The following is an 18,989-nucleotide window of genomic DNA, read 5'->3' on the forward strand; positions in this document are numbered from 1 at the left end:
CTGGATAAAATTACAGGGATGCAGAATGAGACACTTTATCTATCAGGACGAAAAATCACATAAATTTTGGGCGGTGGAGCAGCAAGGCAACGAGTTGCATATCAGTTGGGGCAAAGTCGGCACCAACGGGCAAAGCCAGGTAAAAAGTTTTGCTGATGCTGCTGCGGCGGCAAAAGCGGAACAGAAGCTGATCGCAGAGAAAACGAAAAAAAGCTATGTGGAAGGCGATTCGGCAAACGTATATATCCCTCCAGTCACCAAAGCCACTCCTGAAGTTAAAACTCCCCCTGTGAGTCAAAATAAACGCCCATGGGTGGCTGATAATGCAGTCATTCCGGTAACTGACGATATTAATCGATTTGCTTTTCCTCATCGCCGCAGGCCAAGAGAAATTAATTATCCGCGCAATAAAGGAGAGATATGGAAGCGTATTGCAGATAACACCAATGCATATGATTTAAAACAATACTACAGTTCTTATCCGGAAAACTGGAAGCAGGCGTTTGCCGAATTACAGTTGCGAATCCGGGATAATCTACAGACAGGGAGTGCGCAGTCTGACGCAGCATTACTCTGGCACTTCAGGAACTCTTACTCTGCAGATGAACTGGTCGATGACTTAGTCGTTCGCTGTGGTCTGGAAAGTGCCGTTGAAATCGCCCTTCTCGCTCTTCAACTAAAATATAAATCAGTAAAAAGCGTCGTCACGACCATTATTCCTCCAGATCACGAAGCAGAATCGCTACCGAACTGGCATCAACGTCTATGTCATCATCTTTCACTCGCTTCAGAAGATGAGTGGCAACGCTGTGTAGATAAAGTACTTGCGGCTATTCCCTCGCTCTCCCCCGCACGGCAACCTTTTGCGGCGTTACTGCTCCCTGAACGCCCGGATATCGCCAATGCTATGGCTCTACGCTATGCAGACCAAAACGTTCCGGCGATGACCTGGTTAAGACTGGTGGTAACCGATGACGCCGCTCTGACTACAGCAGAAAAATACGATTTCCCACCGTTATATCGTGATTTTCGCGCTTATCTGGCAATGTTGCTGGCAAATAATGGGGTGCGCGGTGTAAGTCGGATACTTCTTGAGTTAACAGAAGACCATTCTGACAATCCCACTTATCTCTTCGAGCGCATCAGCGAGACTGAAGATCTTGTCAAATGGTTATGGAAAACGAATCACCCGGATGCGATTCAAATTCTGATCCTCGGTGTAGTTGGCAAGAAAAAGCACCTGGAATACCTAAGCAAAGCCTGTCAAAAGCATCCCGCTGCGGCTATTGCCGCTTATGCAACTTTGCTGGCTATACATGAAGATGCACAGTGGCGCAACGCACTTGTCAAACTGATTACCGCCACGCCAGAGTTGGTATGTGACGTCATTCCCAGGGTTAATGCTAAAGCGGCAGGCATCTTATCTGAATGTCGTCCGCAGCCAGTCGCTGAAAAATGTGAATACGCCACTGTGGATATGTTGCCGGAGCTGCTTGTCGCTCCACCGTGGGTAATAAATAAGAAAAAAAATGTCATACCCGTATTTAATTTACCGGTACTTCCCATTCCTGCCGTCACGGATATCACACCAGGAATTACAGAGTTAATCAGTCATACTGACATATCCAGATTCTATGAAATCGCGCAATATCAGGCATCACAGCAAACCTTATTTACCGACCTGCCACTAATTGAAAAAGAAAGCTGGGAGACATCTTTCATTCCTTTTACTCCAGAACAACAAATCCTTTGGCAATTAGGTTTTAATGAATGGCTGCATTGCGAAGATGACTTACATGAAAAAAAATATATACCGCAAAGCGCTGTTGATGCCTTGTTGCGCTTTGATTTTCCAGCACTAAAAGCTGAGTTTGCGAAATATCACAACAATGCCAACAAAAGCTGGAATCTATCTGCGCTTTGTTACTTACCGGGACAACAGGCGATTTCATTTCTCAACCAAATAATCATTGAGGAGCGATATTCAGGTGAGAAAGAGATTCTGGGGATTTTTGGCAGTACGGCCATTCCTGCGTTTATGACCTGCTTGCAACGAGATCATCAACGACTGTGGATATTCACCCTCTTTATTGGGGCCAGTGAACTAGCCTTACCAATGGCGCAGCGGTTACAGAAAAAAATGGCTTACAAGGATGCCGTTAATTGGCTGGCAAATAACCCGCGCCATGCCACCGCCGGGCTACTACCTTTGGCGCTGGGCAAACCGTGCCAAAATCGGGAATATGCCCGCCAGGCACTCCTCCTGCTAGTGAAATTAAACCAGCGAGAAACGATTGAGGAAATCGCCCAAGGATATAATCAACCTGATGTTTTAGCTGCGCTGGCAACATTATTTGATAGCGACCCACTGGAAGAATATCCTGCAAAAATCGCCCCACTGCCCGGCTTTTATCAGTTCACCTTATGGCACAGACCTCGGCTTAAAAGTAACAACCTGCCTCTGCCAGATGACGCTATGCGCCACCTCGGCACAATGTTGAGCTTTCCACGCGACATTACCTCCTACGCTGGGCTGGCGATCATCAAAGAAACCTTCACCCGCGAATCACTGGCTGACTTTGGCTGGGATCTCTACATGGCATGGACAGAAGCTGGCGCACCCGCAAAAGAAAACTGGGCATTTACCTCGCTGGGGATTCTAGGCAATGACGACACCGCGCGTAAACTAACCCCGCTCATCCGCGCCTGGCCTGGTGAATCCCAGCATAAACGCGCGGTTTACGGGCTGGATGTGTTAGCCAGTATCGGTAGCGACATTGCGCTAATGTTGCTTAATGGCATTGCGCAAAAGATTAAATTCTTTGCATTACAGGAACATGCCAGCGACAGAATCAATATGGTCGCCGAAAATCGCGGACTGACAATGGCCGAACTGGAAGACCGCCTGGCACCGGATTTAGGGCTTGATATCAACGGCTCGCTGATACTTGATTTCGGCCCCCGCAAATTCACCGTTGGTTTTGACGAAACCTTAAAACCTGTAGTGTGCGATGCAAACGGCAACGTCCTGAAAGATTTACCTAAGCCAAACCAGAGCGATGATAAAACACTGGCAACTGACGCAGTTAATCTCTTCAAACAGTTGAAAAAAGATGTTCGTGCTATCGCCAGCCAGCAAATTACCCGTCTGGAACAGGCTATGTGCCAGCGCAGACGCTGGACGGCAGAGCAGTTCCGCCTGTTTCTGGTGGAGCATCCGCTGGTACGTCACTTAACCCGACGGCTGTTATGGGGGGTATATACTGAGGAAAACACGCTGATTGCCTGCTTCCGGGTCGCAGAAGACAGCACTTACAGCGATGCGCAGGATGAGCTATTCACGCTGCCAGCAGGAAACATCGGTATTCCGCATGTGCTGGAAATCCCCCCTGAATCCGCCGCTGCATTCAGGCAAATTTATGCTGATTACGAACTGCTTCCCCCTTTCCAACAGCTCGAGCGAGGTAGCTATCACCTTGCTGACAATGAACGTAATACTCACGAACTGACACGCTGGCAAGGACGGCTTTGCCAGGCCGGACGCATTGTCGGGCTGGAACGCCGAGGCTGGCAACGTCTGGAAGAAAGCGGCAGCGTTTATGCGATGCGCAAAACAACCCCTCATGGCGATCTCGAACTTGAAACGGAACCTTTTTCATTAATTTATGGTGAAACGGGGTATGGCGACCAGCTACCGGTTGAAAGCGTAAAAATCACCTCGCCAGATGATCGCTACGGTAAACAATCCTCACTCACTTTCTCCATGCTCGACGACATCACCGCCAGCGAGCTGATTAACGACATCGAATCACTGTTTGATTAAAAGGATTTAGCAATGAAAACCTATATTTATCAGGACGAAAAATCACATAAATTCTGGGCGGTGGAGCAGCAGGGAAACGAGCTGCATATCAGTTGGGGCAAAGTCGGCACCAACGGGCAAAGTCAGGTAAAAAGCTTTGCAGATACTGCGGCGGCGGAAAAAGCGGAACTGAAGCTGGTTGCGGAGAAGGTGAAGAAGGGGTATGTGGAGCAAGCGAAGGATAATTCTTTGCAACCTTCCCAAACGGTAACGGACTCTCTCAAGGTAGCGGACTCATCCACCATTATTCAGGAACAACCCTCTTTCGTAGCAGAAACCCGTGCGGCTGACAAAAATACAGATGCTGTTTTACCGTGGCTGGCGAAAGATATTGCTGTCGTTTTTCCACCCGAAGTTGTACACACCACGTTAAGCCATCGTCGCTTTCCCGGAGTTCCTGTTCAGCAAGCAGACAAATTGACCCAATTACGTCGCTTAGCCTGTAGTGTGTCGCAACGGGATAATAAAACAGCCACATTTGACTTCAGCGCCTGTTCTTTAGAATGGCAAAACACCGTCGCCCAGGCGATCAGTCAGATCGACGGCCTGAAAACAACACAGTTACCACCACCAGTAATGGCTGTACTCACGGCACTTGAAATGAAATGTACAAGATATAAAGAGCGTGAGGATGTTATGGATCAGATCGTTCAGGAAGGCGGTCTGGAATATGCTACTGATGTAGTAATACACCTTCAACAGATTGATATTGAATGGGATTATGCGAATAATATCATTATTATTCTGACGTCTGGCATTGCACCTGATAACTTGCAGCAATATTCCAGTTTTGAATTACGCCTACGTAAACATTTATCGCTGGCGGAAGAGTCTCTCTGGCAAAAATGTGCACAAAAACTTATTTCCGCAATTCCACATATTCCAGAATGGCGGCAACCATTAATTGCTTTGCTATTACCCGAAAAACCAGAAATTGCACATGAAATTGCCCAGCGTCTACTGGTGCAAAAAAAAATACCCTCGCTTGAATGGCTAAAAATAGTGGCGACTGATGAGCACATTCTTGCCTTATTAGAAAAATATCACGAGCCATATGCCATTTTTGATGATTACCATCGTGGTGCGATATGCTCTGCCACCGTATTACAGGAGCAAGGCGTTGTAGCTCTGCCCCGATTTGCTCCCTATGCCGCAAGTGACTACTGCGCCGATGTGTTGCGTCATATCAATCATCCGTTCGCATTAACACTGCTTATACGTGTAGCCGGGCAAACTAAACGCTGTCACGATCGGATGACGAAAGCTTGCACTACGTTCCCACACGCAGCACTGGCAGCATTGGCGGAACTTCTAGTGCAAAAAGAAGAGAATAGTTGGCGCATTATGCTAATGACGATGCTTATCTCGCAACCGACACTAGCAGAACAGGTCATTCCCTGGCTTTCGACACCCGCAGTTGCAGTGCTGAAATCATGCCTGCAACAACTGACACAGCCCTCAAATCATGCCTGCGCCGATCTACTGCCTGCCGTATTAGTCTCACCGCCCTGGCTTTCGAAAAAGAAAAAAACGCCGATTCCAGTGCTGGATTTAGCGCCATTAGGCATTGAGCCAATCTGTTATCTGACAGAAGAAATCAGTAATAAATTTTTGGCGAAATATATCTGGTATTCAAAACATATCACGGTTAGCCATGAAGAAAGTACTACCAACCTGTTGGCAAGGATGGGTTTTCAACGACGGATCGCTGGTACATATATTAAAGCTCCCGAAGCGGTAGTTGAGGCATGGCTAAATGAAGATTATTCAACCTTAATAAGTGAATTTAAGGTGTTTCATTCACCTACCGGGCATTATTGGCATTTGGGGATTTTGACAACATTGCCGCTGGAGAAAGCAGTAAAAGCATGGAATGCCCTTACTCTATCTCCACATACCGATACCGAATACGCCATGTTACATTTTGGACTCAAAGGTTTACCTGGTTTAGTAAACTCAATTACACGCTATCCGCAGGAAGCCTTGCCCATCACGAATTACTTCGCAGCGAGTGAGCTGGCTCCTGCCGTCGCCCGTGCCTTCAACAAACTCAAAACCCTACGACAAGACGCCCGTAGCTGGCTGCTGAAATACCCGGAACATGCCATTACCGGCCTACTGCCTGCGGCGCTCGGCAAAGCCGGTGAAGCCCAGGATAACGCCCGCGCTGCCTTGCGAATGCTTATCGAAAACGGTCATCAGCCATTACTGCAAGAAATCGCTCGGCGTTATAATCAGCCGGAAGTAACAGACGCGGTGAACGCTCTGCTTGCGCTCGATGCCTTAGATAATCACCCGACAAAAATCCCCACTCTTCCGGCCTTTTATCAGCCATCGCTCTGGAACCGCCCGGTATTAATAGCAAATGCCCAATCACTGCCAGATAGCGCCCTCCTCCACCTCGGTGAAATGCTCCGCTTCCCTCAGGAAGAGGTGCTGTATCCGGGATTATTGCAGGTGAAAGACGCCTGTACCGCCGACTCACTGGCTGGATTTGTCTGGGATCTGTTTACCGCCTGGCTGACTGCGGGAGCTCCGTCGAAAGAGAGCTGGGCGTTCAGTGCGTTAGGTGTTCTCGGCAACGATGACACCGCCCGCAAACTGACGCCATTAATCCGCGCCTGGCCTGGCGAATCCCAGCATAAACGCGCCACCGTTGGGTTGGATATTCTCGCAGCTATCGGCAGCGATATCGCCCTGATGCAGCTTAACGGCATCGCCCAGAAACTGAAATTCAAAGCATTACAGGAGCGGGCAAAAGAGAAAATTGCCGATATTGCCGAGAGCCGCGAGCTCACGGTCGCGGAGCTTGAAGATCGCTTAGCGCCCGATCTCGGTCTGGATGATAACGGTTCGCTACTGCTGGATTTTGGCCCACGCCAGTTCACCGTCAGCTTTGATGAAACCTTAAAACCTTTTGTGCGTGATGTTTCCGGCAGCCGCCTGAAAGACTTACCTAAACCCAATAAAAGCGATGATGAAACACTGGCAGACGACGCTGTTAACCGCTACAAACTGCTGAAAAAAGACGCGCGTACCGTTGCTGCCCAGCAGGTGGCAAGGCTGGAATCCGCCATGTGCCTGCGCCGCCGCTGGTCGCCGGAAAACTTCCAGCTCTTTCTGGTTGAGCATCCGCTGGTACGCCACTTAACCCGCCGTCTGATTTGGGGCGTTTATAGCGCCGACAACCAGCTACTGGCTTGCTTTCGCGTGGCTGAAGATAACAGCTACAGCACCGCTGACGATGACCTTTTCACTTTGCCGGAAGGCGATATCTCTATTGGTATTCCTCACATTCTGGAGATATCACCGACGGATGCCGCCGCCTTTGGGCAGCTTTTTGCCGACTATGAACTGTTACCGCCGTTCCGCCAGCTTGACCGTAACAGTTACGCGCTGACAGAAGCCGAGCGCGATGCCAGCGAACTGACCCGCTGGGCAGGCAGAAAATGCCCGAGTGGTCGGGTCATGGGGCTGGCGAATAAAGGTTGGGTGCGTGGTGAACCACAGGATGGTGGCTGGATCGGCTGGATGATCAAACCTCTGGGCCGCTGGTCGTTAATCATGGAAATCGATGAAGGCTTTGCAGTTGGTATGTCGCCAGCCGAACTTAGCGCCGAGCAACTCTTAAGCAAGCTGTGGCTATGGGAAGGCAAAGCAGAAAGCTATGGCTGGGGGAGTCATTCAACTCAGGAAGCGCAGTTCTCCGTACTCGATGCCATCACCGCCAGCGAGTTGATTAACGATATTGAAGCTCTGTTTGAATAAGGAAAGAGCATGGACAAGGAATTACCGTGGCTGGCGGATAACGCCCAAGTGGAACTGAAATATAAAAAAGGCAAAACACCACTCAGCCATCGCAATTGGCCGGGCGAACCGGTGCCTGTTATCACTGAAAGCCTCATCCAGACACTGGGTGATGAATTGCTACAAAAAGCTGAGAAGAAAAAAAACATTATCTGGCGTTATGAAAATTTTTCACTGGAGTGGCAGTCCGCCATTACGCAGGCCATCAACTTGATCGGCGAACACAAACCCACGATCCCGGCCCGCACAATGGCGGCGCTAGCCTGTATCGCGCAAAAGGACAGCCAACAGTTGCTCGACGAAATCGTCCAACAAGAGGGGCTGGAATATGCGACTGAGGTGGTGATTGCACGCCAGTTTATTGCACGATGTTATGAGAGTGATCCTCTGGTTGTCACATTGCAGTATCAGAACGAGGACTATGGCTATGGTTATCGCTCAGAAACCTATAACGAATTCGATCTCCGACTGCGTAAACACCTCTCTCTGGCAGAGGAAAGCTGCTGGCAGCGATGCGCCGACAAACTCATTGCCGCACTGCCAGGAATAACCAAAGTTCGCCGCCCTTTTATTGCGCTGATCCTCCCGGAAAAACCAGAAATCGCCAATGAGTTGGTAGACCTTGAATGCCCGCGGACTCATTATCATTCTAAGGAGTGGTTAAAAGTTGTTGCTAATGACCCCACAGCGGTGAGAAAACTCGAACGCTACTGGAGCCAGGATATATTTAGCGATCGCGAAGCCAGCTACATGTCGCATGAAAACCACTTCGGCTACGCGGCCTGCGCTGCCCTTTTGCGCGAACAAGGACTGGCAGCCGTTCCGCGCCTCGCGATATATGCCCATAAAGAAGATTGCGGCAGTCTGCTGGTACAAATTAACCATCCGCAAGTCATCCGCACCTTGCTGTTAGTTGCTGATAAAAACAAACCCAGCCTGCAACGTGTGGCTAAATACAGTAAAAACTTCCCCCATGCGACACTCGCTGCACTGACAGAACTGCTGGCGTTAAAAGAACCACCAGCCCGCCCAGGTTATCCAATCATCGAAGACAAAAAGCTGCCTGCACAGCAAAAAGCACGCGATGAATACTGGCGTACGCTGTTACAAACGCTGATGGCATCGCAGCCACAACTAGCAGAAAGGGTGATGCCGTGGTTAAGTACTCAAGCCAGGGCAGAGCTGAAGAGTTATTTATCGGCACCGCCCAAACTGGTTATTGATGGCACCCCTAACAGCCAAATGCCTGAAATCCTCGTTTCACCACCATGGCGTGGGCGGAAGAAAAAGACTTCCATACCTCACTTTTCGCTGCCTGATCTTACGCTTGCACCGCAAACGTACAGGTCGCTAAATAAACACTGGACGCCGGAACAGCAAGCTGCAATTGACCATTTTAGCGCCATGTCTTTTGACGAACATCTTGCTAAGAGAGGAGCGGATATCTTCTTGCGGGAATTAGGTTTTGACGTTCATAGCCTGGAATTTAATAAGCGTCTTCTTAATGGACAGTTGGATGCCTTTGATGCTCAGCAACTGCAAGAATACACATCAATAGGACTATTGCGTACTTATCACGCGCATCAGGCCAAATCTAAACAGTACCGGGAAGAAGCCACCAATGCATTACTGGCACAAGATAGCATTGCGTTGATGGGAGGGTGGCGAACTTTTCAGCGCGGATTTTACTATGGTAATGAACACCGTTGGGGGATTTGGAATCTGTACCTTATCGCGCAGATGCCGCGCGAAATGGCGGTATCGTGCTGGCAACAAATTGTCGAGGCTGATTTTCATTACACCGGGGGGGAATATCTGTTAAGTGTGCTGGGTACCGATGCTTTGCCTGGATTAAACACCGCCTTTGCCCGACATCCAAAAGAGATATTTCCGCTGCTGATTCATTTCGGCGCAACAGAACTGGCCCTGCCCATTGCCCGCGTCTGGCACCGTTTCGCGGCGCAGCGTGATCTGGCTCGCCAGTGGATTTTACAATGGCCGGAACATACGGCTACTGCACTTATCCCTCTTGTCTTCACCAAATCCAGCGACAACAGTGAAGCCGCATTACTTGCCCTGCGTTTACTTTACGAACAAGGATATGGCGAATTGCTGCAAACCGTGGCAAACCGCTGGCAGCGTACAGATGTATGGCCTGCCCTGGAGCAATTACTTAGACAGAGTCCAATAGAGATTTACCCGGCACGCATTCCAAAAGCTCCTGATTTCTGGCATCCGGCAATGTGGTCCAGGCCGCGACTTATCACGAATAATCAGCCTGTTACCGATGACGTTCTGGAAATTATCGGCGAAATGCTGCGCTTTACCCAGGGTGGACGTTTTTATAGCGGGCTGGAACAACTGAAAACGTTCTGCCAACCGCAAACGCTGGCCACTTTTGCCTGGGATCTCTTTACCGCGTGGCAACAAGCTGGCGCCCCCGCAAAAGACAACTGGGCATTTCTGGCGTTAAGTCTCTTTGGCGACGAAAGCACGGCACGTGATCTGACGACACAGCTCCTCGCCTGGCCACAAGAAGGCAAATCTGCCCGTGCTGTCAGTGGTCTGAATATACTTACCCTGATGAATAATGATATGGCGCTGATACAGCTGCATCATATATCGCAACGGGCGAAATCCCGCCCCTTACGTGATAACGCGGCGGAGTTACTTCAGGTGGTCGCAGAAAATCGCGGGTTAAGCCAGGAAGAGTTAGCGGACAGATTAGTCCCAACACTGGGCCTCGATGATCCGCAGGCGTTGATTTTTGATTTTGGTCCACGGCAGTTTACCGTTCGCTTCGATGAAAACCTCAACCCAGTTATCTACGATCAACAAAACGTTCGCCAGAAAAGTGTTCCCCGGTTGCGCGCCGATGACGACCAACTAAAAGCATCCGATGCACTGGCCCGACTAAAAGGACTAAAAAAAGATGCCACTCAGGTGAGCAAAAACCTGCTCCCACGTCTTGAAACGGCACTACGTACTACCCGACGCTGGTCGCTGACAGATTTTCATTCTCTCTTTGTTAATCATCCATTTACTCGCCTGGTTACCCAGCGACTGATATGGGGCGTTTATCTGGCAAATGAACCGCGTCGTTTACTCAACGCCTTTCGTGTGGCCGCAGAGGGGGAATTCTGCAATGCACAAGATGAGCCAATTGACCTGCCTGCCGATGCTCTGATTGGCATTGCCCACCCGTTAGAAATGACAGCAGAAATGCGCAGTGAATTTGCACAGCTTTTTGCCGATTACGAAATTATGCCGCCTTTTCGCCAGTTGGCGCGGCGCACGGTACTGCTCACACCTGACGAGTCAACCAGTAACAGCCTGACTCGCTGGGAAGGTAAATCCGCTACCGTTGGGCAACTTATGGGAATGCGATACAAAGGCTGGGAGTCAGGCTATGAGGACGCATTTGTCTATGACCTGGGCGCGTACCGGCTGGTCCTTAAGTTTTCACCCGGTTTTAACCACTACAGTGCTGATAGCAAAGCGCTGATGAGCTTCCATTCTCTTCGGGTGTACCGTGACAATAAATCCGTCACTTTTGCCGAACTCGATACGTTTGATTTAAGTGAGGCGTTAAGCGCACCTGACGTCATTTTCCATTAAAACACAGCGGGCAGTGATGCAACTGCCCGTTATCTACACGACTTACCAGCGGGGAAAGCGATGATCGTGCAAAAAGAGCTGGTTGCTATTTACGATTATGAGGTCCCTGTACCTGAAGATCCGTTTTCCTTCAGACTTGAGATCCATAAATGCTCTGAATTATTTACAGGTTCCGTCTATCGACTGGAGCGATTCCGGCTACATCCAACATTTCATCAACGTGATCGAGAAGATGCTGACCCGCTAATAAATGATGCGTTGATTTATATAAGAGATGAGTGTATTGATGAGCGGAAATTACGAGGTGAATCACCTGAAACTGTAATAGCAATTTTTAATCGTGAACTACAGAATATATTCAAACAAGAAATAGAATAATATACTCTAAATAATTCGAGTTGCAGGAAGGCGATAAGCGAGTGAATCCCCAGGAGCTTACTAAAGTAAGTGACTGGGGTGAACGACAAATCCGCATGGAGTGGATTTGAACGCTACTTGTAGCGGCCCCGTAAGGGGTGAGGTCCATGGATGGGCCGAATAACCCGCAGTCGCAGCACATGCAACTTGAAGTATGACGAGTATAGCTTTATTAAAGGGGGAAACGGTATTCCCCCTTAAATGCGTTTCAATTTGCCCGTTACTTCAACAAATCAATCAACCGTAACAGAGCCACTAATAACTCCAGTACGGCAATGAGCACGGTTAACTTTTGTGTCAGCGTGTCCATCCGCTCTCCTTATTAAGGAGCGCAACACCAGTACCTTACCCTTACACTGCCTGTCGATACTGGTTTACGTATGTTGAGTCGCCATGTTGCACTCCGGATCAGGGCACCACCTGCGGCACCACCCGTCCGGTAGCCAGGACTTGAAATTGGTTCGATCCGGCGCAACTTCCCAACAGTCAGGATTATAAATCTCATTATCTTAATTGCAACACGGTCCAGAGGTGGTTATAATTCGTTCGTTGAGATGCCATGTTGCACTATCAGTAACTTAACATCAAAGTAGTAAATAAAAGAACCTGCCTCACCAGCAGGTTTTTTTTATTTACTGTGATCTGCTTTCCAGATATTTTCCGCTCAAACAACTAATGCGCCAAACATTTATTGCGCGTAAAATATCGTTTATTTTATTAATACATTTCAGGGATGAATATATGTCACCGCAGAATAATCATCTGCAGCGTCCGCCTGCTGCTGTGTTATACGCCGTTGAACTGGCAAAATTAAAGCAAAATGATAACGCACCTTGCCCGCCCGGTTGGCAGTTAAGTTTGCCTGCAGCCCGTGCTTTTATCCTTGGCGACGAAGCGCAAAATATTAGCCGTAAAGTCGTGATTAGTCCCTCCGCTGTCGAACGTATGTTAGTCACTCTTGCCACCGGACGCGGTTTGATGTTGGTGGGGGAACCGGGTACCGCAAAATCTCTCCTGTCTGAATTACTGGCAACCGCTATTAGCGGCGATGCCGGGTTAACCATCCAGGGCGGCGCATCTACCACCGAAGATCAAATCAAGTACGGCTGGAACTACGCCCTGCTTATCAACCATGGTCCGTCAACGGAAGCGCTGGTCCCTGCCCCGCTTTACCAGGGAATGCGCGACGGCAAAATTGTCCGTTTTGAAGAGATAACGCGTACACCGCTGGAAGTACAAGACTGTCTGTTAGGTATGCTTTCTGACAGGGTAATGACGGTGCCGGAACTCACTGGTGAAGCCAGTCAGCTCTATGCGCGAGAAGGCTTTAATATTATTGCCACTGCCAATACCCGCGATCGCGGCGTCAATGAAATGAGTGCCGCGCTAAAGCGTCGCTTCGATTTTGAAACGGTTTTTCCGATTATGGATTTCGCCCAGGAGCTGGAGCTGGTCGCCAGTGCTTCGGCGCGTTTGCTGGCCCATAGCGGTATTCCGCATAAAGTGCCTGACGCGGTACTGGAGTTACTGGTACGCACTTTCCGCGACTTGCGTGCCAACGGCGAAAAGAAAACGTCAATGGATACACTAACAGCGATTATGTCCACCGCTGAAGCCGTGAACGTGGCCCACGCTGTGGGCGTCCGCGCCTGGTTTTTAGCGAATCGCGCGGGGGAGCCAGCCGACCTGGTGGACTGTATTGCCGGAACCATAGTCAAAGATAACGAAGAAGATCGCGCTCGTCTGCGCCGTTACTTCGAACAGCGTGTCGCCACACATAAAGAAGCTCACTGGCAGGCTTATTATCAAGCTCGCCACCGCCTGCCGTGAGGAAAGATGCATGAGCGAGCCGTTAATTGTCGGCATCCGGCATCATAGTCCGGCCTGCGCCCGGCTGGTGAAATCGTTAATCGAAAGCCAGCGCCCGAGATACGTGTTGATTGAAGGCCCGGCTGATTTTAATGACCGGGTAGACGAACTGTTTTTAGCCCACCAGCTTCCGGTAGCTATTTACAGTTATTGCCAGTATCAGGACGGTGCGGCCCCCGGGCGTGGTGCCTGGACGCCATTTGCTGAATTTTCGCCGGAGTGGCAGGCGCTACAAGCCGCACGTCGTATTCAGGCACAAACTTACTTCATTGATTTGCCTTGCTGGGCGCAAGGTGAAGAAGAGGACGATTCGCCTGATACGCAAGAGGAAAGCCAGACCTTGCTGCTGCGTGCCACCCGCATGGATAACAGCGACACCCTGTGGGATCACTTGTTCGAAGATGAAAGCCAGCAAACTGCATTACCCTCTGCACTGGCGCGCTATTTTGCCCAACTGCGGGGCGACTTCCCCGGCGATGCACTCAATCGTCAGCGCGAAGCCTTTATGGCCCGCTGGATTGGATGGGCGATGCAGCAAAACAATGGCGACGTGTTAGTCGTCTGCGGCGGCTGGCACGCTCCTGCACTGGCAAAAATGTGGCGAGAATGTCCGCAGGAAATTAACAAGCCAGAATTGCCCTCGCTGGCAGATGCCGTTACAGGTTGCTATCTCACGCCATACAGTGAAAAGCGCCTTGATGTGCTGGCTGGATACCTTTCCGGTTTGCCTGCTCCGGTCTGGCAAAACTGGTGCTGGCAGTGGGGCTTGCGGCAGGCGGGAGAACAACTGCTAAAAACGGTTCTTACCCGTTTGCGCCAGCACCACTTGCCTGCTTCAACCGCTGATATGGCTGCCGCTCATCTGCATGCGATGGCTCTGGCACAGTTGCGTGGTCATACACTACCGTTACGCACTGACTGGCTGGATGCTATAGCAGGATCGCTGATTAAAGAAGCCTTGAACGCGCCGTTGCCGTGGAGCTATCGCGGAGTTATTCATCCCGATACCGATCCGATTCTGGTTACGTTGATAGACATATTAGCGGGTGACGGATTCGGTAAACTTGCCCCCTCCACGCCACAACCGCCTCTGCCAAAAGATGTCACCTGCGAACTGGAACGTACCGGAATCACTCTTCCGACTGAGCTTACCTTAAATCGCTTTACCTCCGATGGGCTGGCACAAAGTCAGGTGTTACATCGGCTGGCAATACTCGAGATTCCCGGCATTGTGCGCCAGCACGGAAGTACGCTGACGCTCGCAGGCAACGGTGAAGAACACTGGAAATTAACCCGCCCGCTTAGCCAACATGCGGCATTGATTGAGGCCGCCTGTTTTGGTGCCACACTCCAGGAAGCCGCACGCAATAAATTAGAAGCCGATATGCTGGACGCGGGTGGAATCGGCAGTATCACCACATGTCTTAGCCAGGCGGCGTTAGCGGGTCTGGCGTCCTTCAGTCAACAATTACTGGAGCAACTCACATTATTAATCGCCCAGGAAAATCAATTTGCCGAAATGGGCCAGGCGCTGGAAGTGCTATATGCCTTATGGCGGCTGGATGAAATTAGCGGTATGCAAGGCGCGCAGATATTACAAACGACGTTATGCGCGGCTATCGATCGCACGCTGTGGCTGTGTGAATCTAACGGAAGACCGGATGAAAAGGAGTTTCACGCTCACCTGCATAGCTGGCAAGCGTTGTGTCATATCCTGCGCGATCTACATAGCGGTGTGCAACTCCCCGGCGTTTCTCTTTCTGCGGCGGTGACCTTACTGGAGCGCCGCAGTCAGGCGGTTCATGCCCCGGCGCTGGATCGCGGCGCGGCTCTTGGCGCACTGATGCGTCTGGAACATCCCAACACCAGTGCCGAAGCGGCGCTGACGATGCTGACGCAGTTATCCCCGGCACAATCCGGCGAGGCGCTGCACGGTTTGCTGGCGCTGGCCCGCCATCAACTGGCCTGTCAGCCTGCATTTATCGCCGGGTTCAGCAGTCATTTAAATCAACTAAGTGACGCCGATTTTATCAACGCCCTGCCCGATTTACGCGCGGCGATGGCCTGGCTGCCGCCACGAGAACGCGGGACGCTGGCGCATCAGGTGCTTGAGCATTATCAACTGACGCAACTTCCCGTTTCGGCGCTGCAAATGCCGTTGCATTGCCCACCGCAAGCCATTGCACATCATCAACAACTCGAACAGCAGGCACTGGCATCGCTGCAACACTGGGGAGTTTTCCATGTCTGAACTGAACGATCTTCTGACCACCCGTGAGCTACAACGCTGGCGATTGATTCTTGGCGAAGCGGCAGAAACGACGCTTTGTGGACTGGATGACAACGCCCGACAAATAGACCACGCGCTGGAGTGGCTGTACGGGCGCGATCCTGAACGGATCCAGCGTGGTGAACGTTCCGGCGGATTAGGTGGCTCAAATCTCACCACGCCTGAGTGGATCAACAGTATTCACACGCTGTTTCCGCAACAGGTAATTGAGCGGCTGGAAAGCGATGCCGTGCTGCGCTACGGCATTGAAGATGTGGTGACGAATCTCGACGTGCTGGAACGTATGCAGCCTTCTGAAAGCCTGCTACGCGCCGTTTTGCACACCAAACATCTGATGAATCCTGAAGTGCTGGTTGCCGCCCGCCGGATAGTGCGCCAGGTAGTGGAAGAAATTATGGCGCGACTGGCAAAGGAAGTTCGCCAGGCTTTTTCTGGTGTCCGCGATCGCCGCCGTCGCTCATTTATTCCACTGGCGCGTAATTTCAATTTCAAAAGTACTCTGCGCGCCAACCTGCAACACTGGCACCCGCAACATGGCAAGTTGTATATCGAATCCCCCCGCTTTAACAGCCGTATTAAGCGCCACAGTGAACAATTGCAATTGGTCTTACTGGTTGATCAAAGCGGATCGATGGTCGATTCGGTGATCCACTCTGCGGTGATGGCGGCCTGTTTATGGCAGTTACCCGGCATTCGTACCCATCTGGTCGCTTTTGACACCAGCGTGGTTGATCTCACGGCAGACGTTGCCGATCCGGTAGAGTTATTAATGAAAGTACAATTAGGCGGTGGGACCAATATCGCCAGTGCCGTGGAGTATGGTCGGCAACTTATTGAACAACCAGCAAAAAGCATCATTATCCTCGTGAGCGATTTTTATGAAGGGGGTTCATCATCATTGCTGACGCATCAGGTGAAAAAGTGTGTCCAGAGCGGCATCAAAGTGCTGGGACTGGCAGCGCTCGATAGCACCGCAACACCTTGCTATGACCGCGATATGGCCCAGGCGCTGGTTAATGTCGGCGCACAAATAGCCGCGATGACGCCGGGCGAGCTGGCTACCTGGCTGGCGGAGAATCTTCAATCATGAATTCACTACGCCCGGAATTATTAGAACTGACACCACAGGCACTGACGGCGTTAAGCAATGCCGGTTTTGTTAAGCGCAGCCTTAAGGAACTGGAAAATGGCAATGTTCCAGAAATCAGTCATGAGAACGGCGCTTTAATCGCCACCTTCAGTGACGGTGTCCGTACCCAGCTGACGAACGGTCAGGCACTGAAAGAGGCTCAGTGCAGCTGCGGGGCCAGCGGCATGTGCCGCCATCGCGTGATGCTGGTGTTAAGTTATCAACGACTTTGCGCTACCGCCCAGCCCACGGAAAAAGAAGAAGAGTGGGATCCAGCAATCTGGCTGGGAGAGCTGGCAACCCTACCCGATGCCACCCGTAAACGCGCACAGGCGCTGGTCGCTAAAGGCATCACCATTGAGTTGTTCTGTTCGCCAGGAGAGATTCCCTCTGCTCGCTTACCAATGAGTGACGTCCGTTTTTATTCCCGCAGCAGTATTCGCTTCGCGCGCTGTGATTGCATTGAAGGAACACTTTGCGAACATGTCGTGCTGGCGGTACAGGCCTTTGTCCAGGCCAAAGCGCAGCAAACAGAATTTACCCATTTGATCTGGCAGATGCGCAGCGAGCAAGTTGCCGCGAATGATGACCCATTTGCCAGCAACGAGGGCAACGCGTGTCGTCAATATGTTCAGCAATTAAGCCAGGCATTATGGCTTGGCGGCATCAGCCAGCCGCTCATCCATTACGAGGCAGCATTCAACCGCGCATTGCAGGCGGCAGAGACCTGCAACTGGCGCTGGGTGAGTGAATCAATACGACAGCTACGGGCAAGCGTTGATGCCTTCCACGCCCGCGCCAGCCACTACCACGCCGGAGAATGCCTGCGTCAGCTGGCGGCGTTAACCAGTCGCTTGAACAGTGCACAAGAAATGGCGCGCCGCGACAGTATTGGTGAAATTCCTCCCATGCCGTGGCGCACGGTGGTTGGCGCAGGCATTGCCGGAGAAGCAAAGCTTGATCATCTGCGGCTGGTGTCGCTAGGTATGCGTTGCTGGCAGGATATTGAGCAGTATGGTTTACGCATCTGGTTCACCGATCCCGACACCGGCAGTATTTTGCACCTTTCGCGCAGTTGGCCGAGAAGCGAACAGGAAAACTCACCGGCTGCCACACGTCGGCTGTTTAGTTTTCAGGCTGGCGCACTGGCAGGTGGGCAAATTGTTTCACAAGCCGCGCGTCGCAGTGCCGAAGGCGAGCTGCTGTTAGCTACTCGCAACCGCTTAAGCAGTGTTGTCCCACTGTCGCCTGATGCCTGGCAAATGCTGGGGGCGCCGTTGCGCCAGCCCGGCATTGAAGCTTTGCGGGAATACTTACACTTGCGCCAGCCAGTCTGCGTCCGGCCGCTTAATCAGGTGGATAATTTATTTATTCTGCCGGTGGTGGAGTGTATTTCGCTGGGGTGGGACAGCAGCCGCCAGACGCTGGATGCGCAGGTGATTAGCGGCGAAGGTGAAAATAATGTGCTGACGTTATCGCTGCCAGCCTCTGCCTGCGCCCCCTTTGCGGTTGAACGCATGGCGGCGCTTTTGCAGCAGACGGATGATCCCGTGAATCTGGTTTCTGGGTTTGTCCGTTTTGTCGACGGGCAGTTAACGCTGGAGCCGCGGGTAATGATGACGCTAACCCGCGCCTGGGCGCTGGACGCTGAAACTGCGCCTGTTGCAGCACTACCTTCTGCCAACATTCTTCCTGCGCCATCCACCGCGCATCAGTTGCTGATGCGCTGCCAGACATTGCTCATTCAACTGCTACATAACGGTTGGCACTATCAGGAACAAAGCGCTATTGGTCAGGCCGAATTGCTGGCGAATGAACTTACCGCAGTGGGTTTTTATCGGCTGGCGCATGTGTTGGCACAATTGCGTAACCCGGAATGCGATTCAAGGGTAGAAGCATTGAATAACTGTGTTTTACTTTGCGAGCAGTTATTACTGATGCTTGAGTAACAAGGAGGGAAAGATGCTTTTTATTAAGAGTTCTACTCCATTTCCGGA

8 protein-coding genes and 1 pseudogene are annotated in these 18,989 nt (G+C 51.1%); all 9 read left to right on the forward strand.

Annotation, left to right across the window (positions count from 1 at the left end; all coding sequences use genetic code 11):
• Positions 1-25 precede the first annotated feature (25 nt).
• Positions 26-3,823 (forward strand): WGR and DUF4132 domain-containing protein, encoded by a 3,798-nt coding sequence (locus FEK50_RS05630; RefSeq protein ID WP_131161435.1) that lies wholly within the window; start codon positions 26-28, stop codon positions 3,821-3,823.
• Positions 3,824-3,835: 12 nt separating this feature from the next.
• A complete protein-coding gene (locus FEK50_RS05635) occupies positions 3,836-7,630 on the forward strand; it encodes a WGR and DUF4132 domain-containing protein (RefSeq protein ID WP_131161436.1) in 3,795 nt (1,264 codons plus the stop codon).
• 9 nt (positions 7,631-7,639) lie between these two features.
• Entirely contained in the window at positions 7,640-11,287 is a 3,648-nt protein-coding gene (locus FEK50_RS05640; RefSeq protein WP_131161437.1) for a DUF4132 domain-containing protein, read from the forward strand.
• A gap of 60 nt (positions 11,288-11,347) precedes the next feature.
• Positions 11,348-11,665: a protein YehK gene (yehK, locus tag FEK50_RS05645; protein ID WP_131161438.1), complete on the forward strand. Its 318-nt coding sequence runs from the start codon at positions 11,348-11,350 to the stop codon at positions 11,663-11,665.
• Between the two features lie 168 nt (positions 11,666-11,833).
• A pseudogene (locus FEK50_RS24445) lies at positions 11,834-11,905 on the forward strand (hypothetical protein); the annotation flags it as partial.
• A 540-nt stretch (positions 11,906-12,445) separates the two neighbouring features.
• Positions 12,446-13,534 carry a MoxR family ATPase gene (locus FEK50_RS05650; RefSeq protein ID WP_001313986.1) on the forward strand — a complete coding sequence of 363 codons (1,089 nt, stop codon included), beginning with the start codon at positions 12,446-12,448 and terminating at the stop codon, positions 13,532-13,534.
• A gap of 10 nt (positions 13,535-13,544) precedes the next feature.
• Positions 13,545-15,824 carry a DUF5682 family protein gene (locus FEK50_RS05655; protein ID WP_131161439.1) on the forward strand — a complete coding sequence of 760 codons (2,280 nt, stop codon included), beginning with the start codon at positions 13,545-13,547 and terminating at the stop codon, positions 15,822-15,824.
• Positions 15,817-16,953 (forward strand): VWA domain-containing protein, encoded by a 1,137-nt coding sequence (locus tag FEK50_RS05660; RefSeq protein ID WP_131161440.1) that lies wholly within the window; start codon positions 15,817-15,819, stop codon positions 16,951-16,953. The genes FEK50_RS05655 and FEK50_RS05660 overlap by 8 nt, the downstream gene beginning before the upstream one ends.
• Positions 16,950-18,941, forward strand: coding sequence for an SWIM zinc finger family protein (locus tag FEK50_RS05665; protein WP_131161441.1), 1,992 nt, complete (start codon positions 16,950-16,952; stop codon positions 18,939-18,941). Before FEK50_RS05660 ends, FEK50_RS05665 begins: the two co-directional genes overlap by 4 nt.
• Positions 18,942-18,989 lie beyond the last annotated feature (48 nt).

Origin of the sequence: Escherichia sp. E2586, assembly GCF_005781105.1 — a bacterium.
Classification (GTDB): Bacteria; Pseudomonadota; Gammaproteobacteria; order Enterobacterales; family Enterobacteriaceae; genus Escherichia.

What these genes read in the sequence shown, in the direction of transcription:
- FEK50_RS05630 (WP_131161435.1), top strand. Translation starts at nt 26, where the DNA reads ATGAGACACTTTATCTATCAGGACGAAAAATCACATAAATTTTGGGCG.
- FEK50_RS05635 (WP_131161436.1), top strand. Translation starts at nt 3,836, where the DNA reads ATGAAAACCTATATTTATCAGGACGAAAAATCACATAAATTCTGGGCG.
- FEK50_RS05640 (WP_131161437.1), top strand. Translation starts at nt 7,640, where the DNA reads ATGGACAAGGAATTACCGTGGCTGGCGGATAACGCCCAAGTGGAACTG.
- yehK (WP_131161438.1), top strand. Translation starts at nt 11,348, where the DNA reads ATGATCGTGCAAAAAGAGCTGGTTGCTATTTACGATTATGAGGTCCCT.
- FEK50_RS05650 (WP_001313986.1), top strand. Translation starts at nt 12,446, where the DNA reads ATGTCACCGCAGAATAATCATCTGCAGCGTCCGCCTGCTGCTGTGTTA.
- FEK50_RS05655 (WP_131161439.1), top strand. Translation starts at nt 13,545, where the DNA reads ATGAGCGAGCCGTTAATTGTCGGCATCCGGCATCATAGTCCGGCCTGC.
- FEK50_RS05660 (WP_131161440.1), top strand. Translation starts at nt 15,817, where the DNA reads ATGTCTGAACTGAACGATCTTCTGACCACCCGTGAGCTACAACGCTGG.
- FEK50_RS05665 (WP_131161441.1), top strand. Translation starts at nt 16,950, where the DNA reads ATGAATTCACTACGCCCGGAATTATTAGAACTGACACCACAGGCACTG.